The 21,740-nt window shown below is 43.1% G+C and carries 18 protein-coding genes; 6 read left to right on the top strand and 12 right to left on the bottom strand.

Translation table 11 applies throughout. From position 1 onward, the window contains the following. Positions 1 to 58: 58 nt before the first annotated feature. A complete protein-coding gene (locus ABUE20_RS07625) occupies positions 59 to 1,000 on the top strand; it encodes a hypothetical protein (protein ID WP_408619284.1) in 942 nt (313 codons plus the stop codon). A gap of 305 nt (positions 1,001 to 1,305) precedes the next feature. Here the strand turns inward: ABUE20_RS07625 and ggt are convergent, their stop codons facing one another. Beyond that, positions 1,306 to 3,084 (bottom strand): gamma-glutamyltransferase, encoded by a 1,779-nt coding sequence (gene ggt / locus ABUE20_RS07620; RefSeq protein ID WP_408619283.1) that lies wholly within the window; start codon positions 3,082 to 3,084, stop codon positions 1,306 to 1,308. Positions 3,085 to 3,561: 477 nt separating this feature from the next. Here ggt and fbp point away from each other — a divergent pair, with 477 nt between their 5' ends. After that, positions 3,562 to 4,587 carry a class 1 fructose-bisphosphatase gene (gene fbp / locus ABUE20_RS07615; RefSeq protein WP_408619282.1) on the top strand — a complete coding sequence of 342 codons (1,026 nt, stop codon included), beginning with the start codon at positions 3,562 to 3,564 and terminating at the stop codon, positions 4,585 to 4,587. Between the two features lie 40 nt (positions 4,588 to 4,627). Here the strand turns inward: fbp and ABUE20_RS07610 are convergent, their stop codons facing one another. After that, positions 4,628 to 5,395 carry a DUF1853 family protein gene (locus ABUE20_RS07610; RefSeq protein WP_408619281.1) on the bottom strand — a complete coding sequence of 256 codons (768 nt, stop codon included), beginning with the start codon at positions 5,393 to 5,395 and terminating at the stop codon, positions 4,628 to 4,630. Positions 5,396 to 5,481: 86 nt separating this feature from the next. Between ABUE20_RS07610 and ABUE20_RS07605 the strand changes: the two genes are divergently transcribed. Continuing rightward, positions 5,482 to 6,237, top strand: a complete 756-nt coding sequence (locus ABUE20_RS07605; RefSeq protein WP_408619280.1) for a Nif3-like dinuclear metal center hexameric protein — start codon at positions 5,482 to 5,484, stop codon at positions 6,235 to 6,237. Here the strand turns inward: ABUE20_RS07605 and ABUE20_RS07600 are convergent. From ABUE20_RS07600 to sbcB, 9 genes are all read right to left on the bottom strand, one after another. Beyond that, complete coding sequence (locus ABUE20_RS07600; protein WP_408619279.1) at positions 6,212 to 7,564, bottom strand: hypothetical protein; 1,353 nt, start codon at positions 7,562 to 7,564, stop codon at positions 6,212 to 6,214. The two genes, ABUE20_RS07605 and ABUE20_RS07600, sit on opposite strands and share 26 nt — an antisense overlap. A 3-nt stretch (positions 7,565 to 7,567) precedes the next feature. Beyond that, positions 7,568 to 8,746 (bottom strand): formate-dependent phosphoribosylglycinamide formyltransferase, encoded by a 1,179-nt coding sequence (purT, locus tag ABUE20_RS07595; protein ID WP_408619277.1) that lies wholly within the window; start codon positions 8,744 to 8,746, stop codon positions 7,568 to 7,570. A gap of 191 nt (positions 8,747 to 8,937) precedes the next feature. Then, complete coding sequence (locus tag ABUE20_RS07590) at positions 8,938 to 10,980, bottom strand: FUSC family protein (protein WP_408619326.1); 2,043 nt, start codon at positions 10,978 to 10,980, stop codon at positions 8,938 to 8,940. A gap of 37 nt (positions 10,981 to 11,017) precedes the next feature. Next, positions 11,018 to 11,878: an efflux RND transporter periplasmic adaptor subunit gene (locus ABUE20_RS07585; RefSeq protein WP_408619276.1), complete on the bottom strand. Its 861-nt coding sequence runs from the start codon at positions 11,876 to 11,878 to the stop codon at positions 11,018 to 11,020. A gap of 8 nt (positions 11,879 to 11,886) precedes the next feature. Further along, on the bottom strand, positions 11,887 to 12,087 hold the full coding sequence (locus tag ABUE20_RS07580; RefSeq protein WP_408619274.1) for a DUF1656 domain-containing protein: 201 nt from the start codon (positions 12,085 to 12,087) through the stop codon (positions 11,887 to 11,889). 251 nt (positions 12,088 to 12,338) lie between these two features. Further along, complete coding sequence (gene cdd, locus ABUE20_RS07575) at positions 12,339 to 13,190, bottom strand: cytidine deaminase (RefSeq protein WP_408619273.1); 852 nt, start codon at positions 13,188 to 13,190, stop codon at positions 12,339 to 12,341. Between the two features lie 3 nt (positions 13,191 to 13,193). Further along, positions 13,194 to 13,883: an LrgB family protein gene (locus tag ABUE20_RS07570; RefSeq protein ID WP_408619272.1), complete on the bottom strand. Its 690-nt coding sequence runs from the start codon at positions 13,881 to 13,883 to the stop codon at positions 13,194 to 13,196. Then, positions 13,880 to 14,236, bottom strand: coding sequence for a CidA/LrgA family protein (locus ABUE20_RS07565; protein ID WP_408619271.1), 357 nt, complete (start codon positions 14,234 to 14,236; stop codon positions 13,880 to 13,882). Before ABUE20_RS07565 ends, ABUE20_RS07570 begins: the two co-directional genes overlap by 4 nt. A 123-nt stretch (positions 14,237 to 14,359) precedes the next feature. Continuing rightward, positions 14,360 to 15,772, bottom strand: a complete 1,413-nt coding sequence (gene sbcB / locus ABUE20_RS07560) for an exodeoxyribonuclease I (protein WP_408619270.1) — start codon at positions 15,770 to 15,772, stop codon at positions 14,360 to 14,362. Between the two features lie 349 nt (positions 15,773 to 16,121). Here sbcB and ABUE20_RS07555 point away from each other — a divergent pair, with 349 nt between their 5' ends. The 3 genes from ABUE20_RS07555 (at position 16,122) to ABUE20_RS07545 (ending at position 20,813) form a co-directional block, all read left to right on the top strand. Beyond that, positions 16,122 to 16,541, top strand: coding sequence for a CBS domain-containing protein (locus ABUE20_RS07555; RefSeq protein WP_408619269.1), 420 nt, complete (start codon positions 16,122 to 16,124; stop codon positions 16,539 to 16,541). A 76-nt stretch (positions 16,542 to 16,617) separates the two neighbouring features. Beyond that, the gene (hrpA, locus tag ABUE20_RS07550; RefSeq protein ID WP_408619268.1) at positions 16,618 to 20,508 is read left to right on the top strand and encodes an ATP-dependent RNA helicase HrpA; all 3,891 of its coding nucleotides are present in this window, start codon (positions 16,618 to 16,620) and stop codon (positions 20,506 to 20,508) included. Continuing rightward, the gene (locus tag ABUE20_RS07545; protein WP_408619267.1) at positions 20,505 to 20,813 is read left to right on the top strand and encodes an Rdx family protein; all 309 of its coding nucleotides are present in this window, start codon (positions 20,505 to 20,507) and stop codon (positions 20,811 to 20,813) included. The genes hrpA and ABUE20_RS07545 overlap by 4 nt, the downstream gene beginning before the upstream one ends. Before the next feature lie 50 nt (positions 20,814 to 20,863). Here the strand turns inward: ABUE20_RS07545 and sodB are convergent, their stop codons facing one another. Next, positions 20,864 to 21,445, bottom strand: coding sequence for a superoxide dismutase [Fe] (sodB, locus tag ABUE20_RS07540; protein ID WP_408619266.1), 582 nt, complete (start codon positions 21,443 to 21,445; stop codon positions 20,864 to 20,866). Between the last annotated feature and the right edge of the window lie 295 nt (positions 21,446 to 21,740).

Below are 21,740 nucleotides of genomic sequence, written 5' to 3'. Positions count from 1 at the left end.
AGGGAATAGATTTTAAATTCTTGTCATTTGCTTGAATTTACAAAGGGAAGGAAAGTTTATGCGATTTCTGTTTTTATTAATATTGATGCTTATGACAAGTAGTACGCTTGCAGCAACTTCTCCTAAATGCCCGGGGGAAGAAGGGTATTATTTTACAAATGATCGGCATTCGAAGAACCCTAGCCAAGGAGGATTTGTCTCACATGATGCCGATGTTACAGATAATATTTGGGTGGGTCGTAATGCGGCAATCTGTGGTTTTGCATCTGTAACTAATGCCGCCCGAATTTTAGGACGAGCATTAGTTTGTGGTGATGCTCAGGTTCATGGGAGTCATGTTCGGATCACCGGTTATGCCAAAGTATGTGGAACAGCAGAGGTAGATGGGAGTAAAGAAGACGTCATTATTAAGGGATATTATTCGGCGAATTCAGGTCTTTATAATAAAGGGACCTATACTAAAGAGAAACCCGTTGCCAAAGTACAGCAGAAATCTAAGCATGATATTGTTAAAGAGTTAGTTTCGGCTCTTAATGATCAAAGTGCACATTATTATTCATTTACAGATGGTGATATTCGGAAAATATCGTATAAAGATCACTTTAGAGTCAAAATTGATAATTTAAATAATCCCTGTGAAGTTTTAATTATCAAAAGTACAAAAAGGGAAGCAGAACAGAATAGATATTATGCTAATACACCATATACAGAAGAAACCCTTAGAATTAACTTAGATAAACTTCGAGTCATGAACATCAAAGATTCTAAGTGGAAAAAAAATTATGAAGGGATGCGGATTTTTACATTTGGTTTTGATCGAAAAAAGACGAAAGATCTGTATATCTTTGAGTACGAGAAACACCATGAGCATGGTGACCGTTGGGTAACTAGAGATTATAAAACGGTGAGTGGAATGTGGGTTAATAGTCGTTCTAAGAGTGAGTTACAGAGAATTTCTGAAAAATTTAGAGCTGCTGTAAATATTTGCTCTAAGCCATGATATCAATTGATATTGATTCATTTTCAGAGGATGTTGATTTGAAATTAAAATGGCCAAACTATAAAAATGAAGCTGTAGAAACTTTTATGTAAACGCTAGTCGTTACACGTAATTTGATAAGCATTTTTCCAATTCAGTCATAAAACGATTCATGAGTTATTCGATGTCTTATGGGCAATGTTAATCCAGAACTGAATATGACATTGTCTCCACTTAAATTCACTTTTTGAAAGCCCTCAAACCTCCGGTATGACCGGAGGATATTTTTTGTGCAACACTTCTCTTCACGTTTATTGATGTCATGTTTAATAACCGATGGCTGCTCCGGCCGGGCGGCGGGCATCATTGGCACCGTAAAGATACCCCGGACGAATTTTTCCTGATACGGCCGAATCATTGCCCGAGCTTTGTGTACTTGATGCGTCTTTTGGTAATCCGACCATAATTAACTCAGCGGCTCCCCAAGGCGTTTGTTCCACCATCGTATATCCTTGTGCTTTTAATAAATGAACTGTATCGGGAGATAATCCCCGAGATTCATAAAACACTTTATCCGGTAGCCATTGGTGGTGGATTCGGGGAGCATTGACCGCTTCTTGTGGCCCCATACCAAAATCAATAATATTCATGACGGTTTCAAGTGTGATCGTAATGATCCGAGAACCGCCCGGAGAGCCCACCACTAAGAAGGGATGTCCATCTTTTGTGACAATAGTGGGTGACATAGATGAAAGGGGGCGCTTCCCTGGGGCAATTGCGTTGGTTTTGCCCTGAACGAGACCAAACATATTTTTCGCACCCACTTTACTGGTGAAGTCGTCCATTTCATCATTGAGGAAAAAGCCTGCTCCGGGAGCCATGACACCGGCCCCAAAGCGGCCATTAATGGTATAGGTTGTGGAAACGGCATTGCCGTTTTGATCAACAATAGAGTAATGGGTTGTCTCAGGTTTTTCATGGGGCCAAACACCGGCGTGTAGTGATGTGGAATCACCGGCTTGATCAGATTGGATCTGTTTTCGAATATTGGCGGCGTATTCCGGGCTCAGCAATTTTTTAAGTGGCATTGAGACATAGTCCGGATCCCCTAATAAAGTATTTCGGTCAACATAGGCATGACGCATGGCTTCGGTCATGTAGTGGATTGCCTGAGCTGAACCATACCCCATCGCTTTCATATTATAACCGGAAAGAATATTCAGGATCTCACACATCGTGGTTCCACCTGAGCTTGGGGGTGGTGCCGAGATGAATTGATAACCCCGATAGTGGCATTGTACCGGTTTTCGCTCGATAGCCTGATAACTTGCAAAATCTTTGGCGGTTAAAATACCGCCATTTGCGGATGAAGCCTGTTCAATTTGTTGCGGTATCTTTCCTTGATAAAACGCTTTGGGCCCTTGATAGGCAATCGCTTCGAGCGTTTTGGCTAATGATTTTTGAATCAATCTATCGCCGGGTTGCAAAGCAGAGCCATCAGAGTGTAAAAAGATACGAGCGGCTTGCGGATCAGAACGGAGTAGTGGAGTCTTTGTATCTAGAATATCGGTATCGGCTCGAGTGAGGATAAAGCCTTCTCGGGCCAGTTTAATGGCAGGTGCCATGATTTGGGCTCTTGTTAAGTGACCGCTCCCATAGCGCTCAAACGCTAAATCCAATCCTCTGACGGTTCCCGGAACACCAACCGCCAAATAACCATGTAGACTTGCTCCCTTGATTAAATTGCCTTGCTTATCTTGATACATGGTCGCTGTGGCTAATGCCGGGGCTTTTTCCCGAAAATCGATGAACGTATCTTTGCCATTAGCAAGGTGAATAGTCATAAAGCCACCACCGCCAATATTGCCGCAACACGGATTCACAACAGCTTGAGCATAGCCGACTGCGACTGCTGCATCGATGGCATTACCTCCCATTTTCAAGATTTTTAGACCGGCCTGTGAAGCCAACCGTTGTGAAGAAACCACCATGCCATGTTGTGCTTCTACGGCTGGAAGTGTCGCCGAAATGGCGGGGTGGATCCCCAGCGTAGCCGATAATAAAAGAGGTAAAAACAAAATCTGAGGTCTTATACATTTTTTCATCGAGAAATCCTTTGTCATGAAGTTCTGAGGGCCATTGAGCATTGTCCGTTTCTAGTCGGGGTCTTCATCATGTAAGTTGGAAACAGTGTTGAGACCCTGTTTGCTATGCGTACAAATCTAGCGATTTTAGATACAAATTTTTAAGTATCGTATATATCTGATAACGATAAAATTATCATAAATAAGTTATCCGGTGTTTATTTCTTTGACAAGCAAAGCAAATTTATCCATAACTATAAATGTTTCATGCATGTAATATTTAGATTACACTCTGAAATGTTATGAGTGCCGCTGAGTTCGCTCGTTGAGATTATAAGAAGAGTGGCATTGAAATAACTAAAAATGACAATCAACCTAATATCATAATTAACAATATGTTAAGAGGTGATTTGTTTTTTAAATATATTGAAACATTGTTGATAGCCAGTTAACTCATGAAACAGGTTACACCATTTAAAATAGTTGGGATAAAAATACATGATTACGTTAGGGGAATATATTGTCGCTAAACAGCATGAGTTTCCGGAAGCCTCTGGAGAGCTAACACAATTGCTGGGTTCTATTCGGTTAGCAGCTAAAGTGGTGAATCGGGAAATTAATAAGGCTGGGTTAGTGGACATTATCGGGGCGACCGGAGCTGAAAATGTTCAAGGCGAACAACAGCAGAAGTTGGATTTATATGCCAATGAAAAGTTTAAGGCCGCATTGGAAGCTCGGGGTGAAGTTTGTGGGGTGGCTTCTGAAGAAGAAGAAGACATCATTATTTTTAATGGGAAAAAGCAAAGTCACAGTAAATATGTGGTGCTGATGGATCCATTGGATGGTTCTTCTAATATTGATGTCAATGTGACGGTCGGAACTATTTTTTCGATTTATCGACGCCTCTCTCCGGTAGGGACTCCGGTTATTTTGGATGATTTTTTACAGCCCGGTTATAAACAAGTAGCCGCCGGTTATGTGGTATATGGATCATCAACGATGTTAGTTTATACCACAGGGCATGGTGTGCATGGATTTACCTGTGATCCTTCTCTTGGGGTATTTTATCTATCACATGAAAATATGCAGATCCCGCAAGATGGTGTGATCTATTCCATCAATGAAGGCAATTATATTAAATTTCCGGATGGCGTTAAAAAGTATATTAAATATTGTCAGGAACGAGATCCTCAGACCAGCCGTCCTTATACCTCTCGCTACATTGGTTCTTTGGTGGCCGATTTTCATCGGAATTTGATCAAAGGGGGGATTTATATGTACCCGTCATTTGCGAGTGCTCCAAAGGGAAAACTCAGGCTGCTTTATGAATGTAACCCGATTGCATTTCTAACGGAACAGGCTGGAGGCAAAGCCAGCGATGGATTTCGGCGGATTATGGATATTGAACCGACGGAACTTCATGAACGGACGCCATTTTTCTGTGGCAGTATAAATATGGTCCAGCAGGTTGAGGCTTTTATGGCCCAGTACTCACATGAAGAGCATCCGGAATTTCACGGATAAAGGATAACCGGTTGCTTAAAAGGTGTTTGGGATAGAGGACTCAAACACCTTTTTTGCTGTCAAATTGGGGCCATTGTTCGGGAACTAGCATCATCTGTTTCCCTTGAGCATAAACCATTATTGGTTGAGTAATATTTTGAGGCTGTGGGGTGTTAGGAGCCCATTCGGGCGTTAGCCAATATAGTTTTTTTATGTAAGCTAATTGTTTTTTTTGATCGGATGTTAAGTCGGTGATACGTAACCAGCCTCCATCCATGAGTTGATGTCCAGGTTCAAATAATCTTCCCTGAATAATGGCTTGTTGTACAAATCGGTAATGTGGGTAACGGCTTCGTAATTGTTGGATAAATGGATGATACCCGATCGGCAACTGATGGCGGAGCATATGACTGATTTTGCGGGGGAGTTGATCTGTTGGATTAGGTCCTAGCCAAGCTGATGGGCCTTGGCTACAGAAGTGCAGGTAAAATTTAACGGCCACTTCCAAATGAATGACACATTGATGATGATGATCCACCAGCAGAAAATCGATAGCCCCGAGAGTCCTTTTATCCTGCATAATAGCTTGATTATAAGCGAGAACTTCAAAATCTGGATGATGATTGAATAGGGCTAGCCATAATTGTTCATACCATAAACCGAGCCGTGGAGAGGGGCTTGGTAAATTTTTAGGCAGGGGTGTGGGAAGTGTTTGTCGAAACTGATCCAGCCATTTCTGGTTAGATTGTTCGGTTGGCAGATCATAAAGCAGTGGTGTATGTAAACAGTACTGAAAACACGCCTGGATCCACTGACTCTGTTCAGTCACGACAGGGCTCCCTTAGTTTGATAGTTGCATGAATAAAGTGATCATTTTACCATGCCGAAATGCATTATCCGTAAAGGAAAATTTAAATGGATCCCTACCGTCTGCAAAATATTTTAAATGAAGAATTAAAAGCAATGGCGATTCAAGATTACTGTCCGAATGGTTTACAAGTTGAAGGCCGGGCGGATGTTCAGAGAATTGTCACGGGTGTAACCGCGAGTCAGGCATTAATTGATGCGGCTATTGAGCAGCAAGCTGATGCGATTTTAGTCCATCATGGTTATTTTTGGAAAGGTGAGTCGCCGGTTATTACCCGAATGAAAGGGAAGCGAATTGCGACATTGTTAGCTCATCAGATTAATTTGTTGGCGTATCATCTTCCTTTAGATATTCATCCTCAGTTAGGAAACAATGCACAGTTGGCTCAGCGTTTGGGGGTTTCGATTCGTCGTCTACTTGAGCCTTGGGATAAATGGAGTGTCGCTGTGGTGGGGGAATTGACTCAACCATTATCTGGAGAACAGCTTGCATTGTCGATTGAGCGGACACTGGATCGTCCTCCTCTTTATATTGAAGGCCATTCAAGGCCTGTTCGTAAAGTAGGTATTTGTACCGGAGGTGGGCAAAGTTATCTGGCATTGGCCGCTGAACAGGGACTAGATGCTTTTATTAGTGGTGAAATATCGGAACAAACGACTCATATTGCCCGGGAAATGGGGATCAATTATTACGCCGCCGGACATCATGCAACAGAGCGGTATGGTGTGCAGGCTCTGGGACAGTGGCTTCAGGAAAATTATCAGTTGGATATTCAATTTATTGATATTGATAATCCGGTTTAAGGTGGTGTGCAGACCCCTTGGGTTCGGCCATCAGCTGAAAATCGAGTGATGAAGTATAGCGTAAGAGTTCTTTATTGGCCCCTAATAATCCAACTTGGATCTTACGTTGTTGATAACGTTGCTGCCAGTCGGCAAGGCGCTGTTCGTCAGCAACAAATTCGAGCCAGATCGACAATGGGATCAAGATTTGTGTCAGTCCGATCTGTTCCCGGGTTTGCAATAATTGTGTGATAGAGGCTGGGATCCAACATATCCCAACATCCCGAGCTAACAGCCGGGTTAGCGCCGGGAGATGACGATGTTTGGGAAGATCCCCTTCAAAAACAATGACCATCTGGGAATAATCGAAATGGTATACGGCTCGTAGTGTTTCGTATGCCTGATCCAAATCATGTGAATGGCCATCGGCGCATATATCCTGCCAGCGAACATAATAACGTTGAACGGTCATAAATTGACGTGGTGGCCATTGAAATGTTCCGACAGGCTTCTTTTGTTCAGCCTGGTAGATGAACCCGGTTGAATGGTTGGATGGAATAAAGTGATGATTCAACCAGCGTAGATAACGACGGTAGTAGCGAATAATAATCGCTTGTAACTGATGTTTATCGTCAATGGTGATTGCCAGTACATTTAAGTTCAATGTTAAAGCTAAATGATGGGCTGTATTGGCCAATTGAGTTTTTTGTTGATCAATTAAAATAATGGGAAGTTTTGGGGATTGATCCGCTATAAACTGAATTTCTTCACAAATCTCAGCATTTTGAGGTGAACAAACGATGATCGCCAGTAATGGTTGATCATCATTTGTGATCTGATGAATAGGAAGAAATGACGATGATTTAATATCTGGAAGTAATAGCTGCAAATATCCCTGATGGCTGTTGGATATGGCAATTCGCCCGCTTTCCAGCCAAACAGAAAAGTGTTCGGTAAGGTGAGTATGCCAGTGGTGGAGCGCCATGATTAATTCGGTACTCGATTCACAATATTCAAAATCGGGAAAATCTGGGATCATTTTAGGAACAGCCCCATACACAAATAACTGGGCTTGTTCCATATTCACCAGTAAAGGCGTGAGCAACCAGAAATCTTTATCGGAAAACTGTTCTCCCGACAAAATAATGGCATCGATATCGGTATTACTGATTAACGAAAAAATGAGCTCATCAATACTAGAACAATAAATTACCTGGACATCGGGCATGTTAATTTCCAGATAATTACCGGCGCTAATGACTCGAGTCAACGAATGAACTCCGGTTGTTTTAACCGGAGCCATTAACAGGGCTAACTCTTCTTCAAGTAACGTCGGTTTTAAAGGCATCGCTCAATAAGTGATCTTGATTTGACTTATCACCTTTTTAGCATGTTCTATCGATTGTTCAACTGTTTCCGCTCGAGCTAAAGCAACGCCGAGTCGGCGACGACCATCGATCTCAGGTTTGCCAAATAAGCGAAGTTGACATTGAGGGTGTTGTAGAGCCGTTTCTAATCCACTGAATTGAATAGCATTTGATTGTCCTTGACCGAGTAATACGGCAGAGGCACTGGGCCCGTATTGCATAATTTGTCCAATCGGAAATCCTAAAATCGCACGAACATGCAGGGCAAATTCAGATAGATCTTGCGAGATCATCGTGACCATTCCTGTGTCATGTGGTCGCGGAGAAACTTCGCTAAAGTAAACATCATCACCTTTAACAAATAATTCAACACCAAAAAGCCCATAGCCTCCGAGTGCACTAACGACGGTTGCAGCAATATGCTGACTGCGCTGGAGAGCTAATGCAGTCATCTGTTGAGGTTGCCAGGATTCCCGATAGTCGCCATCTTCCTGACGGTGACCTATGGGCGCACAAAAATGAATCCCATCGATAGCCTGAACGGTGAGCAGGGTAATTTCGTAGTCAAAATCCACAAATCCTTCAATAATCACCCGTCCTGCACCTGCTCGTCCTCCAGATTGGGCATATTCCCAAGCTGATTGCAGCTGTTCTTGGGTTTTGACGACAGACTGGCCTTTACCAGAAGAACTCATGACCGGTTTAATGACAAATGGATAGCCAATGTCGTCCACAGCCTTGAGATAATCCTGATAATCTTCAGAAAATTGGTATGGCGAGGTGGGTAATTGCAAGGTTTCTGCGGCAAGTCGACGGATCCCTTCGCGATCCATTGTGAGTTGAGCCGCCTTCGCTGTTGGGATGACATTAAAGCCTTGCTGTTCTAATTCAACCAATTTAGCGGTTGCGATCGCTTCGATTTCTGGAACAATAAAGTCAGGTTTTTCCTGTTGAATGACCGCCTCTAGTGCATCTTTATCCAGCATATCAATTACATAAAATCGATGAGCGATATGCATGGCAGGAGCATTCGGATAACGATCAACCGCAATGACTTCAACCCCATATCGTTGAAATTCGATGGCTACTTCTTTGCCGAGTTCTCCAGAGCCTAATAATAATGCTTTGGTCGCTGAGGGGGTAAGCGCGGTACCTAATTGCATGTCTACTCCAACTAATGGGAAAATATAAATATGTATATGTCAATAAATATAGCGATGCCGGATGGTGTGGTGACTTATATGGCCACCGAATTTCCTAATCTATCTATATATATATGACATAGTTTTTCCAGCTCCTTGCTGCAGGACTGGATCACGCGCCATTATAAGGGGCAACCGAGGAGAACTCTAGCCTAGCTTGATGAAGATTGGCTAATGGTTTGCTCCGGTTGAAATAGTCGGGCTGTTCGCTCGAAGGTGAGTTGAATACGCTCAAAAGAACCCTTAATCAGTTCCGTTTGTGCATTCTCTCCTTGAATGGCTACCAGTGCCGAAACCAATGTGTCGCAAGCTGTGACAAACTGGGGGGCAGTTTCTCCTTGGGAACAAGCCAGAAAAGCATCGGCTAATGCATCTTGCCAGTTTTTAAGTTGGGGCCGCAATAAAGTGCCTGAAAGTTGACTGATATAACGAGATAACCGAATCGAGATATGGCCTAGATTAAGACCCGTGAGTCCTAGATCAGTGAGGGCTCGACTCTTAGAGTTTTGATCAGAATTCACAATACGTAATAGCCGGTCTCCCATATGTTGATTAAACCAGTTTTTGGGATGGGGATGATCAGGAATATGTTTTAAATCATTATAAGTTGCTTTGACCAGTCGATATTGTAGCAATTGTCGGCTGGGTCCGGTGATTAGCTGAAACAACCAATACAGCATGAAAACACCAACAAAAATACCCAATGCGGCACTTAATGTGTAATCAATTGAAAACGAAGTGGACATATTCGTACTTGGGCGGACTAAGACAATATAAGTAATTGAAAAGCCAATACCGTAAGGCATGGTCGGTCGGTTGGCCAGACAAAGTAACCCAATAAATAATGGGCCGGCGAAAATCAGGATCAGAATTTCAAAATAAGCCCCACTTTGTATCAGTAATGATAAGTCATAGAAAATAGTGACAGGGATAGCGATACAGACACCAATGAGTAGTCGTCGAAGCACCATTGATACCAACATTAAGGGCATTCGAGCCATCATAATTGAAAAGACAACGGGTAAGAGCATGAGCATCACCGCCGCAGAGGAACTGGTTTCAAACCAGATAAAAGAACCAATCCAAAAGCTAAGTGCACTTCGAAAGCCGCGAGTTAGGCTGACATAAATATCTCGATGGGTTCTAAGGCTGGGGGAACGCAGCAGTGTATTGTCCGGTTCTTCAATGGCTCGGTAGGCTTTTAAAACCATCGTTAAGTCTGAGGCAAATTCTAGTGCAACTTTAAGTAGGCGAGCTTCGAGAGCCGTCTGTGGAATCGTTGATAGTTGATACTCGGCGATCATCCGCCGCTGTTTTTGGGCTAATTGGTAACAATATTCGAAGTCATTGGATTGTCGGATATCATAAAAGTTGGACTGCATTTTTTCGAGCAGCTTGGTTAAGCTTTGAGTCAGTAGCTCTGGATGTTCTCGTTTGAGTCGCCCAAAAATTTGGATGGTTGCCAGCAGCGTCAGTATTTTATTACAAAATAGATTGATTGCACGCAGATGCCCGGCTCCATTGGGTCCCTCGAAAACGACACCGGAAGAATCATCGCTGAGTTCAGTGAGTGATTGCAAAATCTTATCAATATATTGATGGCGGGCCTCGTGAGAAGCTTCATCGGCGAGCTCTACGGACAAGTAGCTCAGTGTTTGATTGGCGACCGTATTGGCCTGAGTGATCAGGTGATCTTTAATCTTGCTGGGCCAGAAGAGGAGACTGATAATTGCGGCACAGACAGCACCGATAATAATTTCACTCATTCGGGCTTGTGCAATGGTAAACACCGTTTGACTATTGATATTAGGCCACTGGACGACGACTAAGATGATAATAATGGTTGAAGTAATACCTGCCATCGCATAGGCATAAATAAAATTAATTCGTCGGACTAGAGCCGACATCGTGGAGCAGAATCCAATCCATAATCCGGCCGCAATAATGGCAAGGATGGGGAAACCCATTAGCGTATTCAGGATAATGATCCCGACGATCCCACCCACGAGTGTTCCAACCACCTGACAGATAGCTTTTTCAATCACAAGTCCACTTTCTGGGCGAAATTGTAAAAAAACTGCGGAAATAAGTGCCCAGTAAGGTCGATCGAGATTTAAATACATGGCAATAAACAAAGAAATTGCCATTGAGATTACGCCTCGAAGTGCATAAATAACTGATCGACGATCAGGCATTAAAAAATAGTTCAGAATACCCACCCGATATTCCTTTTTAATCTTTCAAGTGAATAGAGACAGTCATCCCCGCACTAAGAATGGTATGCTCGGGAATGCTATCGAGTTTAATGTCAACAGGGATGCGTTGTGCGAGCCGAACCCAGTTGAAGGTTTGCTGAACTTGAGGCAGTAATTCGTTGTTACTGGCCGTATTGCTGTTCGCAATGGCTCGACCGATACTAATCACATGACCCGGGAGCGGTTGACCCCCGCTCATGAGTGTCACTAATGCTTTTTGTCCCATATGGATTAGTGGGAGCTTTGTTTCTTCAAAATAGCCTGTGACATAGTATGAGTTTTTTTTCACAATCGCTAAAACAGGATGGCCTTGGGTGACATAATTTCCCTGCCGTAAGGTCAGGTTAATAATGTGGCCTGATTCCGGTGCTACAATTTGGGTCCGGCGTAGGTCGATTTGTGCACTTTGAAGCTGGGCGAGCGCTAAATCGTAATTCGCTTTGTCGAGTGCCATATTAATCCGAGCTGTCTCCAGATCTTCTTGGCTAATGGCTTCTTTATCGGTCAGTTGCTTACGGCGTTCATAGCGATGTTTACTGAGTTCCCAAGTATAGCGCCGGTTTTCGGTATTGGCTTGTTGCTGAGCTAATATAGCTTGATAGCGTGTGGGATCAACACTAAAAAGAGCATCGCCTTGTTTGACGACCTGATTATCGACAATGTTGAGTTGTGTGACCCAACCGGATACATCTGGAGCAATAGTAATGACTTCAGCTCGGATCCGTCCATCACGAGTCCACGGGGAGTAGAGATAATAGTTCCATACCCAGTAGCCAGCCAGAATCGCTGCAATAACAACAACGATAGTCGTTAGTATACGTAATTGTGGTTTAGCCATAGTTTGAATTATCTCCCGAACAAATAGACGACTAGTGCCAGATAACACACGAATAGTGAGACTTCAAACCACGCCACTTTCCAGATTTTTTGATGCAGGTTTAATTTATGCAGTATTAATCGAGTTACTATGGCCAAAAGGAAAGCAACAGGAGCAAAAACGATTAAAGGACTAAAAAGTAACCCACCAAGTGCCAGTTCTTCAAGCATGGTAATGAAATAAGCCTTGTATATAGAAACGTCAAAGATGCAAAAAGCAGTTTTTTATGATTATAGGTCAGAAGTAATGATTGTATCATGCAAGTTCATGATTAGTATATAGTCCTACTTTTTTATATCAAATAAAATTTTATACTTTATTTGTGAAATTAATAATATCTTTTATAAAAATAAAGCTGAAAAAGACTCTGCCATAATCTTTATAGCAGAGTATGAATATGTTACTGGTGAATAATGTCTGTTTAAAATTGCTTCATTTCAAAGGCTATCTGAGGATGATGTTCTTTCATCGAGTCTAATTCATTCTTAAAGCTAATCGCGGATTGGTTAGTGGCTATCTGAATGGTATCTATCTGAGCCAATGTATATCCATGTAGTTGAAGCTGTGATAAGAGTAGCGTTATCGGGGATGCCGAGGGATTAAATGCGGCATTTTCAATGTACCAGCTGACTGCCAGTGGTGTCCCTGCTTGTAAGGCTTTTAAACCAATCAAACACCCACTGTAGGGAGCATAACTATAATGAGCGAGTTGCTCTGGTGTTTGCGACATCGATTGGGTATGAGAGGTAATCGATGCAGAGACATGAAGATCATCTGGGCCAAATGCAAATGGAAGCAACTGCTCAAAGTCAAATTGTTGTGCATTAATTTGAATGGTGAGTTCAGATGACTCCGAAAATTCTTTAATGAACTGACGACAATGACCACAAGGCGCTGCCGATACAATCAGATGTTGTAGTTTTCCAGCACCATGACTAATGGCGTTAAATAATGTGGCTTGTTCTGCATGAAGGGTATGATTCAGCGGAACTTGAGTTCGTTCATAATTTGCCCCCATAAAAAATTGGTGATGCTCGTCGATGACAATGGCACCTACTTTAAATTGGGAGATCGGCGTGACGGCATATTGAGCAGCTATAGGCAACAGGTGTTGGGCTAATTCAGTGTAACTCAACTGGCAACGTTGGGTAAGTTGTTGGACTTGTGGTGCGGTCAGGTGGGAACAAATGGCAGGCCCCATAATATCCTGCCAAGCTTGTTTTATATTTTCTTTTAAAGTAACAGATTCAATTTTTAGATGAGATGGATGCATAAGCTAACTCTTCGTGAGCCAATGAATACCTAATTGAATCACAGGTGCGAGCAAAGCGGTAGCGATTGCACTTAAAATTAATGCAATAGAACTAAATGCGGCAATTTTGGGGTTAATTTCGGTTGCTTTGGCTGTACCTAAAGCATGGCTTGCACTTCCCAAAGCCATTCCCATTGCCGCTTCAGAATGGATCCTGAGTAATTTGAAAAGTGGGAAACCACCTACAGAACCAAATAATCCGGCAATAATCACTAAACTAGCTGTTAATCCAGGTTTGCCGCCCAATGTTTTTGAGACTTCCATTGCAATTGGGGTGGTGACGGCTCTGGGCGCAATAGTGGCGAGCATGACTGCATTCCCTTTAAGTAGATACAAGACCCCGACACTCACGATAATTCCGACAATTGCCCCCACTAGAACACAGGTAATAATAGGAATAAATTGCCGGCGAACTTCTGCAAGTGATGTAAATAGTGGGTAAGCTAAAGCGACAATCCCCGGTTCAAGTAAAAAAGTGAGTGGTTTAGTTGCTTTGGCATAGCTGGGATAGCTGATCCCTAAAATAAGAAGAATGGCGATGATAATGACCAGACTGACCAAAAAAGGTGCCAGCAGCGGATTAGGGAAACGGCGATAAAGCCGAACACTCAAATAATAAATGACAAGGGTCAGAGGGAAAAGTAACCAGATCATTTTTTCTCCATCCTCTGAAATAAAAAGGTAATGCTGACAACCATTGCTATCCACGCCAGCGCCATTGCAATAATTAACTGCCAACCAAATAACCGAATATCTGTAAGATCCTGAATGACCGAAACTCCGGGTGGAATAAAAAACAAGGCGATGACAGATAATATTTTTTCTGCTCCGAATTCAACCCAACGAGCCGGAATGATCCGAAGTGAGAGCAACAGGAAGAGAACTAACAAGCCGATGATGCTGGCAGGAAATGTTATCGGTAATAAAGCCGCAATTCCTTTGCCAATTAACAGGCATGCATAGATGATGACAAAGTCTCGAATTAATCGAATAAATGACAGTAACATGAGAATACTGACTAGCAGTAGCGGGTTGATTTAAACGTGGGGCAATTGTAACTTTTTTTGTGATCTGCCGCATGTATTTTTAAGAGAAATTGATCGCCAGTAGATGACGATCAATTTCTTGGTTCAGAGCGTTTGTAGATACTGATAGACGGCTTTCAATATGGCCATTTTTTCTGGAGTATTCTGATGTTGTTCCACCAATATTTCTAAATTTAACATCTGCTGTTCAAGTTTGGATGGTGATAAGACGGATTGTCGATAGGCTTGCCACTGTCGGGTTTCGCTTTCGGTTAATGCATAAGGAAAATTCCGCGCTTTATAACGGAGCAACAATTGATTGAGTCTTGGATCTTCGAACACAAAGGCATCTTTTGAGATCCCGTCGGGAACTGTACTGTGTAAAATCTCCATGAGGGCTTTGTCTGAAGGCTTGATAAATCCTTGATAAAGCGCGCCATCGGGATCAGATGCTTGATCCGAAAGCGGATGCTGTTGTTGAAAAACTTCGGTGAGTTTATCCCGGATTTCTGGATGGCCCTGAAGCTGATTGAGTCCCTGACGGCATTGATTTCGATCTAATCCTAATTGTTCGGCGCGTTCCGCGGTGAGGGATCCGGCTGGGGAGACAAATGGACACTTATTGATATGAATGAGTTTGACTGGGATCGGGAGCTCATCGGCAGATAATTCATCCTTTTTTGTGTAAAGACGTTGGCGGATCTGCTCAGGATCTAGTTCCAAAAGTGGAGATATATCTCGGTTTAGATCAATGACAATCATGGCATTTTTATTGATTGGATGCCAAGCGACTGGAACCACCCAGGAGACACATCCTTGAGATGCTCCGAACATGCCTGAAACATGTACAATGGGTTTTAGATTCACAATATCTAAAAAGTGAGTGACACGGCGTTTGTCGCGTAAACTAAAGGCAAAATCATATAACTTGGGTTGGGCTTGTTTAAGCAATTTTGCCAGATCAATGGTGGCCCGAACATCGGCAAGAGCATCGTGTGCATTTTCATGGGCCAAATTGTTGGCCGCCGTTAATTTTTCCAGTCGAAAACTGGGATGTCCATCTTCATCTTCAGGCCAGTTAATTCCCTCGGGCCGTAATGCGTAAAAGGCTCTGACGACATCAATGAGATCCCATCTGGAGTTCCCGTTTTGCCATTCCCTCGCATATGGGTCATAAAAATTACGATATAGGGTGTAGCGGGTGACTTCATCGTCAAAGCGAATGCTGTTATAGCCCACACCACAAGTTTGCGGCTGACTGAAGTGGTTGTTGATCGTATGAATAAACTGATCTTCATTAACTCCCTTTTGCAGGGCCTGTTGGGGCGTGATACCCGTAATGAGGCAGGCTTCCGGGTTTGGGATATAGTCATCTGCTGGCTGACAGAATAATTCAATTGGTGAGCCAATTGGATTTAATTCTAAGTCAGTTCGGATGGCCGCAAATTGAGCCGGGCGATCAAACGCAGGAGAGGTGCCGAAAGTTTCATAATCATGAAACAACAATGAATCAGTCATTATAAAGCCAAATGAAAATAACGAGGAATTTATGCTAACAGATGTTACCGGTTAAGGCACCTGAGAATGGATTTCGTAAAAAGCCCTCCGCAATTGGGAGAACTGCGGAGGGTATTACTAAAGCGTAGCAGCTGTAAAACAGCAAAAAGTAACTAAACGCGTGAATAATCATATACGATTTATTTACTTTCGTCGAATAAAAAATCGAGACACTTTTGTGACCCTCTTATTTTTGGGGACGTGTAAAACAAAAAGGTTAACCCAGATAATAAATGGAATAGAAAGGGATTTTGGCACTTAGATTAAATCTGACTACACTGAAATAGACGTGGGCTATATCGGAGAGATGATGATGATTTCTTTACTCGTTCGGGATTATATGCAGCAACAACCATTGATCTTTCATCCGCAGCAATCACTCGCCCAAGTGGTCCAGCAATTACTAGAACACCAGCAACTTGGAGGACCGGTCTGTGATGACGAAGGACATTTATTAGGTTGGATATCTGAAAAAGACTGCTTGGCGCATTTGTTGGATGAGACTTATCACTGTGAATTGGTGTCATTGGCCTGTGACATTATGCATAAAAATGTACTGTCGGTTTCACCGGATATGAGTGTACTGACGTTGGCTGAAATGGCTATAGGGGATAAGCCTAAAATGTACCCTGTCGTAGCGGAAAATCGACTAGTGGGCATGATCACACGTCGGGAAATGCTCATTGCATTTGCCAAGCAATTGGATGAATGCTTTATTCCTCACCGATGAGAAACTGATAAGCAGTTGGTTTCGTCGTTAATAATTGTTAGCATTTGCGATCTGCATGAGTGTAGAGGTATCTGACTTGCAATCGCAACTAACTCGTTTAAAAGAACAATTGTCCCAGGTTCTGTGTAAAGATCGTTATCGTTTCCAGCAATCGTTAAGCAAAATTCAGCGTTCTCCCCAGTCACAACAAACATCCGCACTGGAGCGTTTGGCTGCACAAATCCAGCGATCAATGGATGAAGTCGCGCGGCGTCGTGCGTTGGTCCCGGAAATTGATTATCCACTAGAATTGCCTGTTGTCAGTAGCAAGGACGAGTTATCGGAAGCTATCGCGAATCATCAGGTTGTGATTGTGGCTGGTGAGACCGGGTCGGGTAAAACAACTCAGCTCCCTAAAATTTGTTTGGAGTTGGGATTAGGCCAGAAAGGTTTGATTGGCCATACTCAACCTCGACGATTGGCTGCGCGCAGTGTCACAACTCGGTTAGCAGAAGAATTGAAGGTTAACGTTGGTGAACAGGTCGGTTATAAAATCCGATTTACCGATCAAATTGGGGAGAATACCCTGATTAAACTGATGACCGATGGGGTCTTGCTGGCTGAGTTGCAACAGGATCGTTTCTTGAGTCAGTATGAAGTCCTGATTATCGATGAGGCCCATGAACGAAGCCTCAATATTGATTTTATTCTAGGTTATTTACGTCATATTTTAACCAAACGCCGCGATTTAAAAATTATCATTACATCGGCCACCATTGATCCAGAACGTTTTTCAAAGCATTTTAATTCGGCACCGATGTTGTTGGTTGAAGGTCGTACTTATCCGGTAGAAACTCGCTATAGGCCTGTCGCTGAAGGGGGGAAAGACCGAGATCTCATTGATGCTATTGATGAAGCAATTGATGAATTGTATCGAGAAAAAGTCGGTGATATTTTGATTTTCATGAATGGTGAACGAGAGATCCGAGATACCGCGGATTGGTTACGTCGCCGTCAGCTTCCGCATACAGAGATTTTGCCACTTTTTGCTAGGCTTTCAAATGCTGAACAAAACAAGATTTTTGCTGCCCATCGAGGCCGGCGAATCGTGTTGGCAACCAATGTTGCCGAGACCAGTTTAACGGTCCCGGGGATTCGGTATGTTATTGATCCGGGAACGGCCCGCATTAGTCGCTATAGTGCCCGAGCAAAAGTTCAACGGCTTCCGATTGAAGCGATCTCACAGGCGAGTGCGAACCAACGGAAGGGACGTTGTGGACGTGTTGCCGAAGGGATCTGTATACGGCTGTATTCAGAAGAAGATTTTAATGGTCGCCCTGAGTTTACGGATCCGGAAATCCGTCGTACGAATTTGGCATCGGTTATTTTGCAGATGGCCTCTTTGCGTCTCGGTGATATTCAGAGTTTTCCATTTATTGATCCTCCGGAGCAACGCAGTATCAGTGATGGAATTAATCTGCTCGAAGAGTTGGGGGCTTTAAAACCAAGAACCGGTCATTCGTCACCGAGTATTGAGTTAACGGCATTGGGTTATCAGTTGGCTCGGTTGCCGGTTGATCCTCGAATGGCACGGATGATCCTCGCTGGAGGTGAATTCGGCTGCGTTCGTGAAGTGATGATCATCTGTGCTGCGTTGTCGATTCAAGATCCACGGGAACGACCTTTGGAAGCGCAGCAGGCCGCAGATCAACAGCATCAACGATTTGCTGATAAAGCGTCGGATTTTGTGAGTTATTTAAACCTGTGGGATTATCTGCGCAAGCAGCAACAGGAACTGACTCATAATCAGTATCGTAAAATGTGCCAAAAGGAATTTTTATCCTATTTACGGATTCGGGAATGGCAAGATATTTATCAGCAGTTGCGTCAGGTTGCCATAGAATTAGGACTTCGGGTGAGCCAACAAGGTGCTGACTATGATTCCGTTCATCAGGCGATGGCGACGGGGTTGTTGAGCCATATTGGTTTTCGAGATAAAGAGCGGGAATACTTAGGGGCTCGCAATACTCGATTTGTTATTTTCCCCGGATCGGCGTTAGCTAAGAAATCACCTAAATGGATTATGAGTGCCGAGTTGGTTGAAACGTCGCGCTTATTTGCTCGGGATGTGGCATCGATCCAACCTGAATGGTTGGAAAAGCTGGCGCGTCATTTAGTCAAAATTAGTTATAGCGAGCCGCATTGGTCGATAAAACAAGGGACTGTGATGGCTTATCAGACTCAAACCTTGTTTGGTTTGGCTATTGTCACGCGGCGGCTTTGTCAATACGGCTCGGTTGATCCGGCAATGAGCCGAGAAATTTTTATTCGAAGTGCATTGATTGAGGGGCAGTGGCGAAATCAACCGGAATTCTTAAAAGCGAATCAATCCTTACTGGAAGAAGTTGAAGATCTCGAACATAAGAGTCGTCGCCGGGATGTACGGGTTGATGATCAGATCTTATTTGAATTTTATGACGCTCGGATTCCTGATGATATCGTGTCCGTCCGGCATTTTCAGCGCTGGTGGAAAAAACAGCAATATCAAGATGCTGAGCTGTTAAATTTTGAGAAACAAATGCTCATGCGGCATGACGCTGAATTTGTAACTGCGGTTCAGTATCCGGATGAATGGGCCCAAGGGCGTTTGCGATTACCTCTAAGCTATGTTTTTGAACCAAATCAGATGGATGATGGGATCTCAGTAACGATCCCGTTACCTATGCTTAATCAGGTAGACGATCAAGGTTTTGATTGGTTGATCCCCGCCTTTCGTGAAGAGTTAATGATCGCTTGGATCAAATCTCTTCCGAAGAGTTTACGGCGTAATTTTGTTCCGGCCCCCAATTATGCGAAAGCATGCATCGAAGCATTGCCCGCTCACTCAGATCAACGGTTGGTTGATGCAATGGCGCATCAGTTATTACGTATGACAGGCGTTCGTATCGATCCTGAAAGCTGGGATGATACGCAACTTCCCGATCATTTACGGATGAATTTCAAGATTATTGATCAGGGAAAATTGGTGGCTCAGGGGCGTGATTTAACATCGTTGCAGCATCAGTTAAAAGGCCGCGTTACCGAGCAACTCAATAAAACGGCACGAAGCGCGAATATTGAGGAAAAATCGCTTCAGCAGTGGCCTTCAGTTGCTTTACCTGAACAGATTGAGTCAAAGCAAAATGGGCTGACAATTAAAAGTTTTCCGGCGCTGGTGGATCAAAAAGAGCATGTGGATGTCCAGGTTTTTGATCGGCCTGAACGCGCGAAAGCCAGTCACGTTGCTGGCGTTCGTCGGCTTTTATTGCTCAATGTTCCGTCACCGGTGAAATACTTACAACAGAAGTTACCGAACAAAACTAAATTAGGATTATATTTTAATCCATTTGGGAAGATCGACGTCTTATTGGATGATTGTATCATGGCGGCGATTGATCTGTTGGTTGATGCTGCATCTATCCGAAATCATGTGCAATTTGAACAAGCTCGGGAACATGTACGGGCTGAAATTGCCGATACCACACTGGATTTAGCACACGATGTGGAACAGGTTTTGTCGCTTCATTATCAAATTACGAAGCGGATGAAAGGACGGGTTGCATTTGATCAAGTGATGGCATTTAGTGATATTAAATCCCAGTTGGATCAGTTGATTTATCGAGGGTTCGTTGTGAAAACCGGAGCTGCTAAGATGAAAGATTTGCAGCGTTATCTGAAAGCGACTGAACGTCGTTTGGAAAAACTACCCATTGATAGTAACAAGGATCGATTAGCCATGATCCAATTGCAGCCTGCGATTGATGCTTATCAGGGGCTTGCCAGTAAGTTGATAAATCATCCACTAAATGAAGTGTATTTGTCAGAAATTCGCTGGATGATTGAAGAACTGCGAGTTAGTTTGTTTGCCCAGCAATTAGGGACTGCATTTCCGATCTCGGCAAAACGGGTTCAGCAACGGGTCGATCAAATAAGTAAGGATATTTTATGAGTGAAAATTCGGTACCTAGTAAACCTCGGGTTGCCATTCATTACTGTAATTTGTGCCGGTGGGTATTAAGGGCATCTTGGTTGGCTCAGGAGCTTTTATTTACATTCGATGACGCTTTGGGTGAAGTGGCTTTGTGTCCTGGTTTGCGAGGAGGTTTTGACATTTATGTGGATGATGAACTCATCTGGAGTCGAAAAGAACAAGGCCGTTTCCCGGAAGCTAAGGAAATTAAGCAGCGGATTCGCGATATTATTGATCCCCAACGAGATTTGGGGCATAGCGATATTCAGAAAAATGAGCTATAAAAAAGACCAGCGTATAGCTGGTCTTCTAGAATGTGCTGTTATTGGCGTGATTAGCCTGCAAAGTTAGCAGCAACAAATTCCCAGTTCACGAGTTCCCAATATCCATTCAGATAGTTAGGACGAGAGTTACGGTAATCAATGTAGTAGGCATGTTCCCATACATCCACAGTTAGTAACGGAGTTACGCCATCTGTTAATGGGTTAGCAGCATTGCTGGTATTTACGATAGCCAGTTTGCCTTCAGCTGTTTTAACCAGCCAAGTCCAACCTGAACCGAAGTTACCTGCTGCACTTTCATTGAACTTAGTTTTGAAATCTGCAATTGAACCAAATTCTGCAACAATGGCGGTTGCCAGTTCACCGGTTGGTTCGCCACCTGCATTAGGAGCCAAGCAATTCCAGTAGAATGTATGGTTCCATACTTGGGCTGCATTGTTAAAGATACCGCCAGTAGATGACTTGATAATCTCTTCTAAAGATTTACCTGCGAAGTCGGTACCTTCGATTAATGAATTCAGTTTTGTAACATAAGTCTGGTGATGTTTACCGTAGTGGTATTCGAGAGTTTCTGCTGAGATATGAGGTTCTAATGCATCTTTTGCATAAGGTAATGCTGGTAATTCAAATGCCATGATAATTCTCCATGCTTATAAAGTCAGAATCATTCGCGGGCACAAATTATTGCGAATATGAATGACTTATGCTGTTATTTTGATAATAAACACGTATCAGTCTATCAATAAAAGTAGTGCTGTTACAATATTTTTGATCAAAAATCATTGATGTAGATCAACAGGGTGAAACGCCGTGTAAAATTTGCTATAGTCAACGTATGTGCCTGTCGAGCCGCTTTGGAATAGCAACATAATAATAGCTTTTCATTAGCATTGAACAATAGATAATTACAATCAAATTAATAGATGGAGT

It is taken from the genome of Celerinatantimonas marina (assembly GCF_046054165.1).
In the GTDB taxonomy this organism is placed as follows: Bacteria; Pseudomonadota; Gammaproteobacteria; order Enterobacterales; family Celerinatantimonadaceae; genus Celerinatantimonas.
Note: the sequence above shows the minus strand (reverse complement) of the source record. Positions and strands in the feature narration are given on the sequence as shown.

What these genes read in the sequence shown, in the direction of transcription:
- ABUE20_RS07625 (WP_408619284.1), top strand. Translation starts at nt 59, where the DNA reads ATGCGATTTCTGTTTTTATTAATATTGATGCTTATGACAAGTAGTACG.
- ggt (WP_408619283.1), bottom strand. Translation starts at nt 3,084, where the DNA reads ATGAAAAAATGTATAAGACCTCAGATTTTGTTTTTACCTCTTTTATTA.
- fbp (WP_408619282.1), top strand. Translation starts at nt 3,562, where the DNA reads ATGATTACGTTAGGGGAATATATTGTCGCTAAACAGCATGAGTTTCCG.
- ABUE20_RS07605 (WP_408619280.1), top strand. Translation starts at nt 5,482, where the DNA reads ATGGATCCCTACCGTCTGCAAAATATTTTAAATGAAGAATTAAAAGCA.
- ABUE20_RS07600 (WP_408619279.1), bottom strand. Translation starts at nt 7,564, where the DNA reads ATGCCTTTAAAACCGACGTTACTTGAAGAAGAGTTAGCCCTGTTAATG.
- purT (WP_408619277.1), bottom strand. Translation starts at nt 8,746, where the DNA reads ATGCAATTAGGTACCGCGCTTACCCCCTCAGCGACCAAAGCATTATTA.
- ABUE20_RS07590 (WP_408619326.1), bottom strand. Translation starts at nt 10,980, where the DNA reads ATGCCTGATCGTCGATCAGTTATTTATGCACTTCGAGGCGTAATCTCA.
- ABUE20_RS07585 (WP_408619276.1), bottom strand. Translation starts at nt 11,878, where the DNA reads ATGGCTAAACCACAATTACGTATACTAACGACTATCGTTGTTGTTATT.
- ABUE20_RS07580 (WP_408619274.1), bottom strand. Translation starts at nt 12,087, where the DNA reads ATGCTTGAAGAACTGGCACTTGGTGGGTTACTTTTTAGTCCTTTAATC.
- cdd (WP_408619273.1), bottom strand. Translation starts at nt 13,190, where the DNA reads ATGCATCCATCTCATCTAAAAATTGAATCTGTTACTTTAAAAGAAAAT.
- ABUE20_RS07570 (WP_408619272.1), bottom strand. Translation starts at nt 13,883, where the DNA reads ATGATCTGGTTACTTTTCCCTCTGACCCTTGTCATTTATTATTTGAGT.
- ABUE20_RS07565 (WP_408619271.1), bottom strand. Translation starts at nt 14,236, where the DNA reads ATGTTACTGTCATTTATTCGATTAATTCGAGACTTTGTCATCATCTAT.
- sbcB (WP_408619270.1), bottom strand. Translation starts at nt 15,772, where the DNA reads ATGACTGATTCATTGTTGTTTCATGATTATGAAACTTTCGGCACCTCT.
- ABUE20_RS07555 (WP_408619269.1), top strand. Translation starts at nt 16,122, where the DNA reads ATGATGATTTCTTTACTCGTTCGGGATTATATGCAGCAACAACCATTG.
- ABUE20_RS07545 (WP_408619267.1), top strand. Translation starts at nt 20,505, where the DNA reads ATGAGTGAAAATTCGGTACCTAGTAAACCTCGGGTTGCCATTCATTAC.
- sodB (WP_408619266.1), bottom strand. Translation starts at nt 21,445, where the DNA reads ATGGCATTTGAATTACCAGCATTACCTTATGCAAAAGATGCATTAGAA.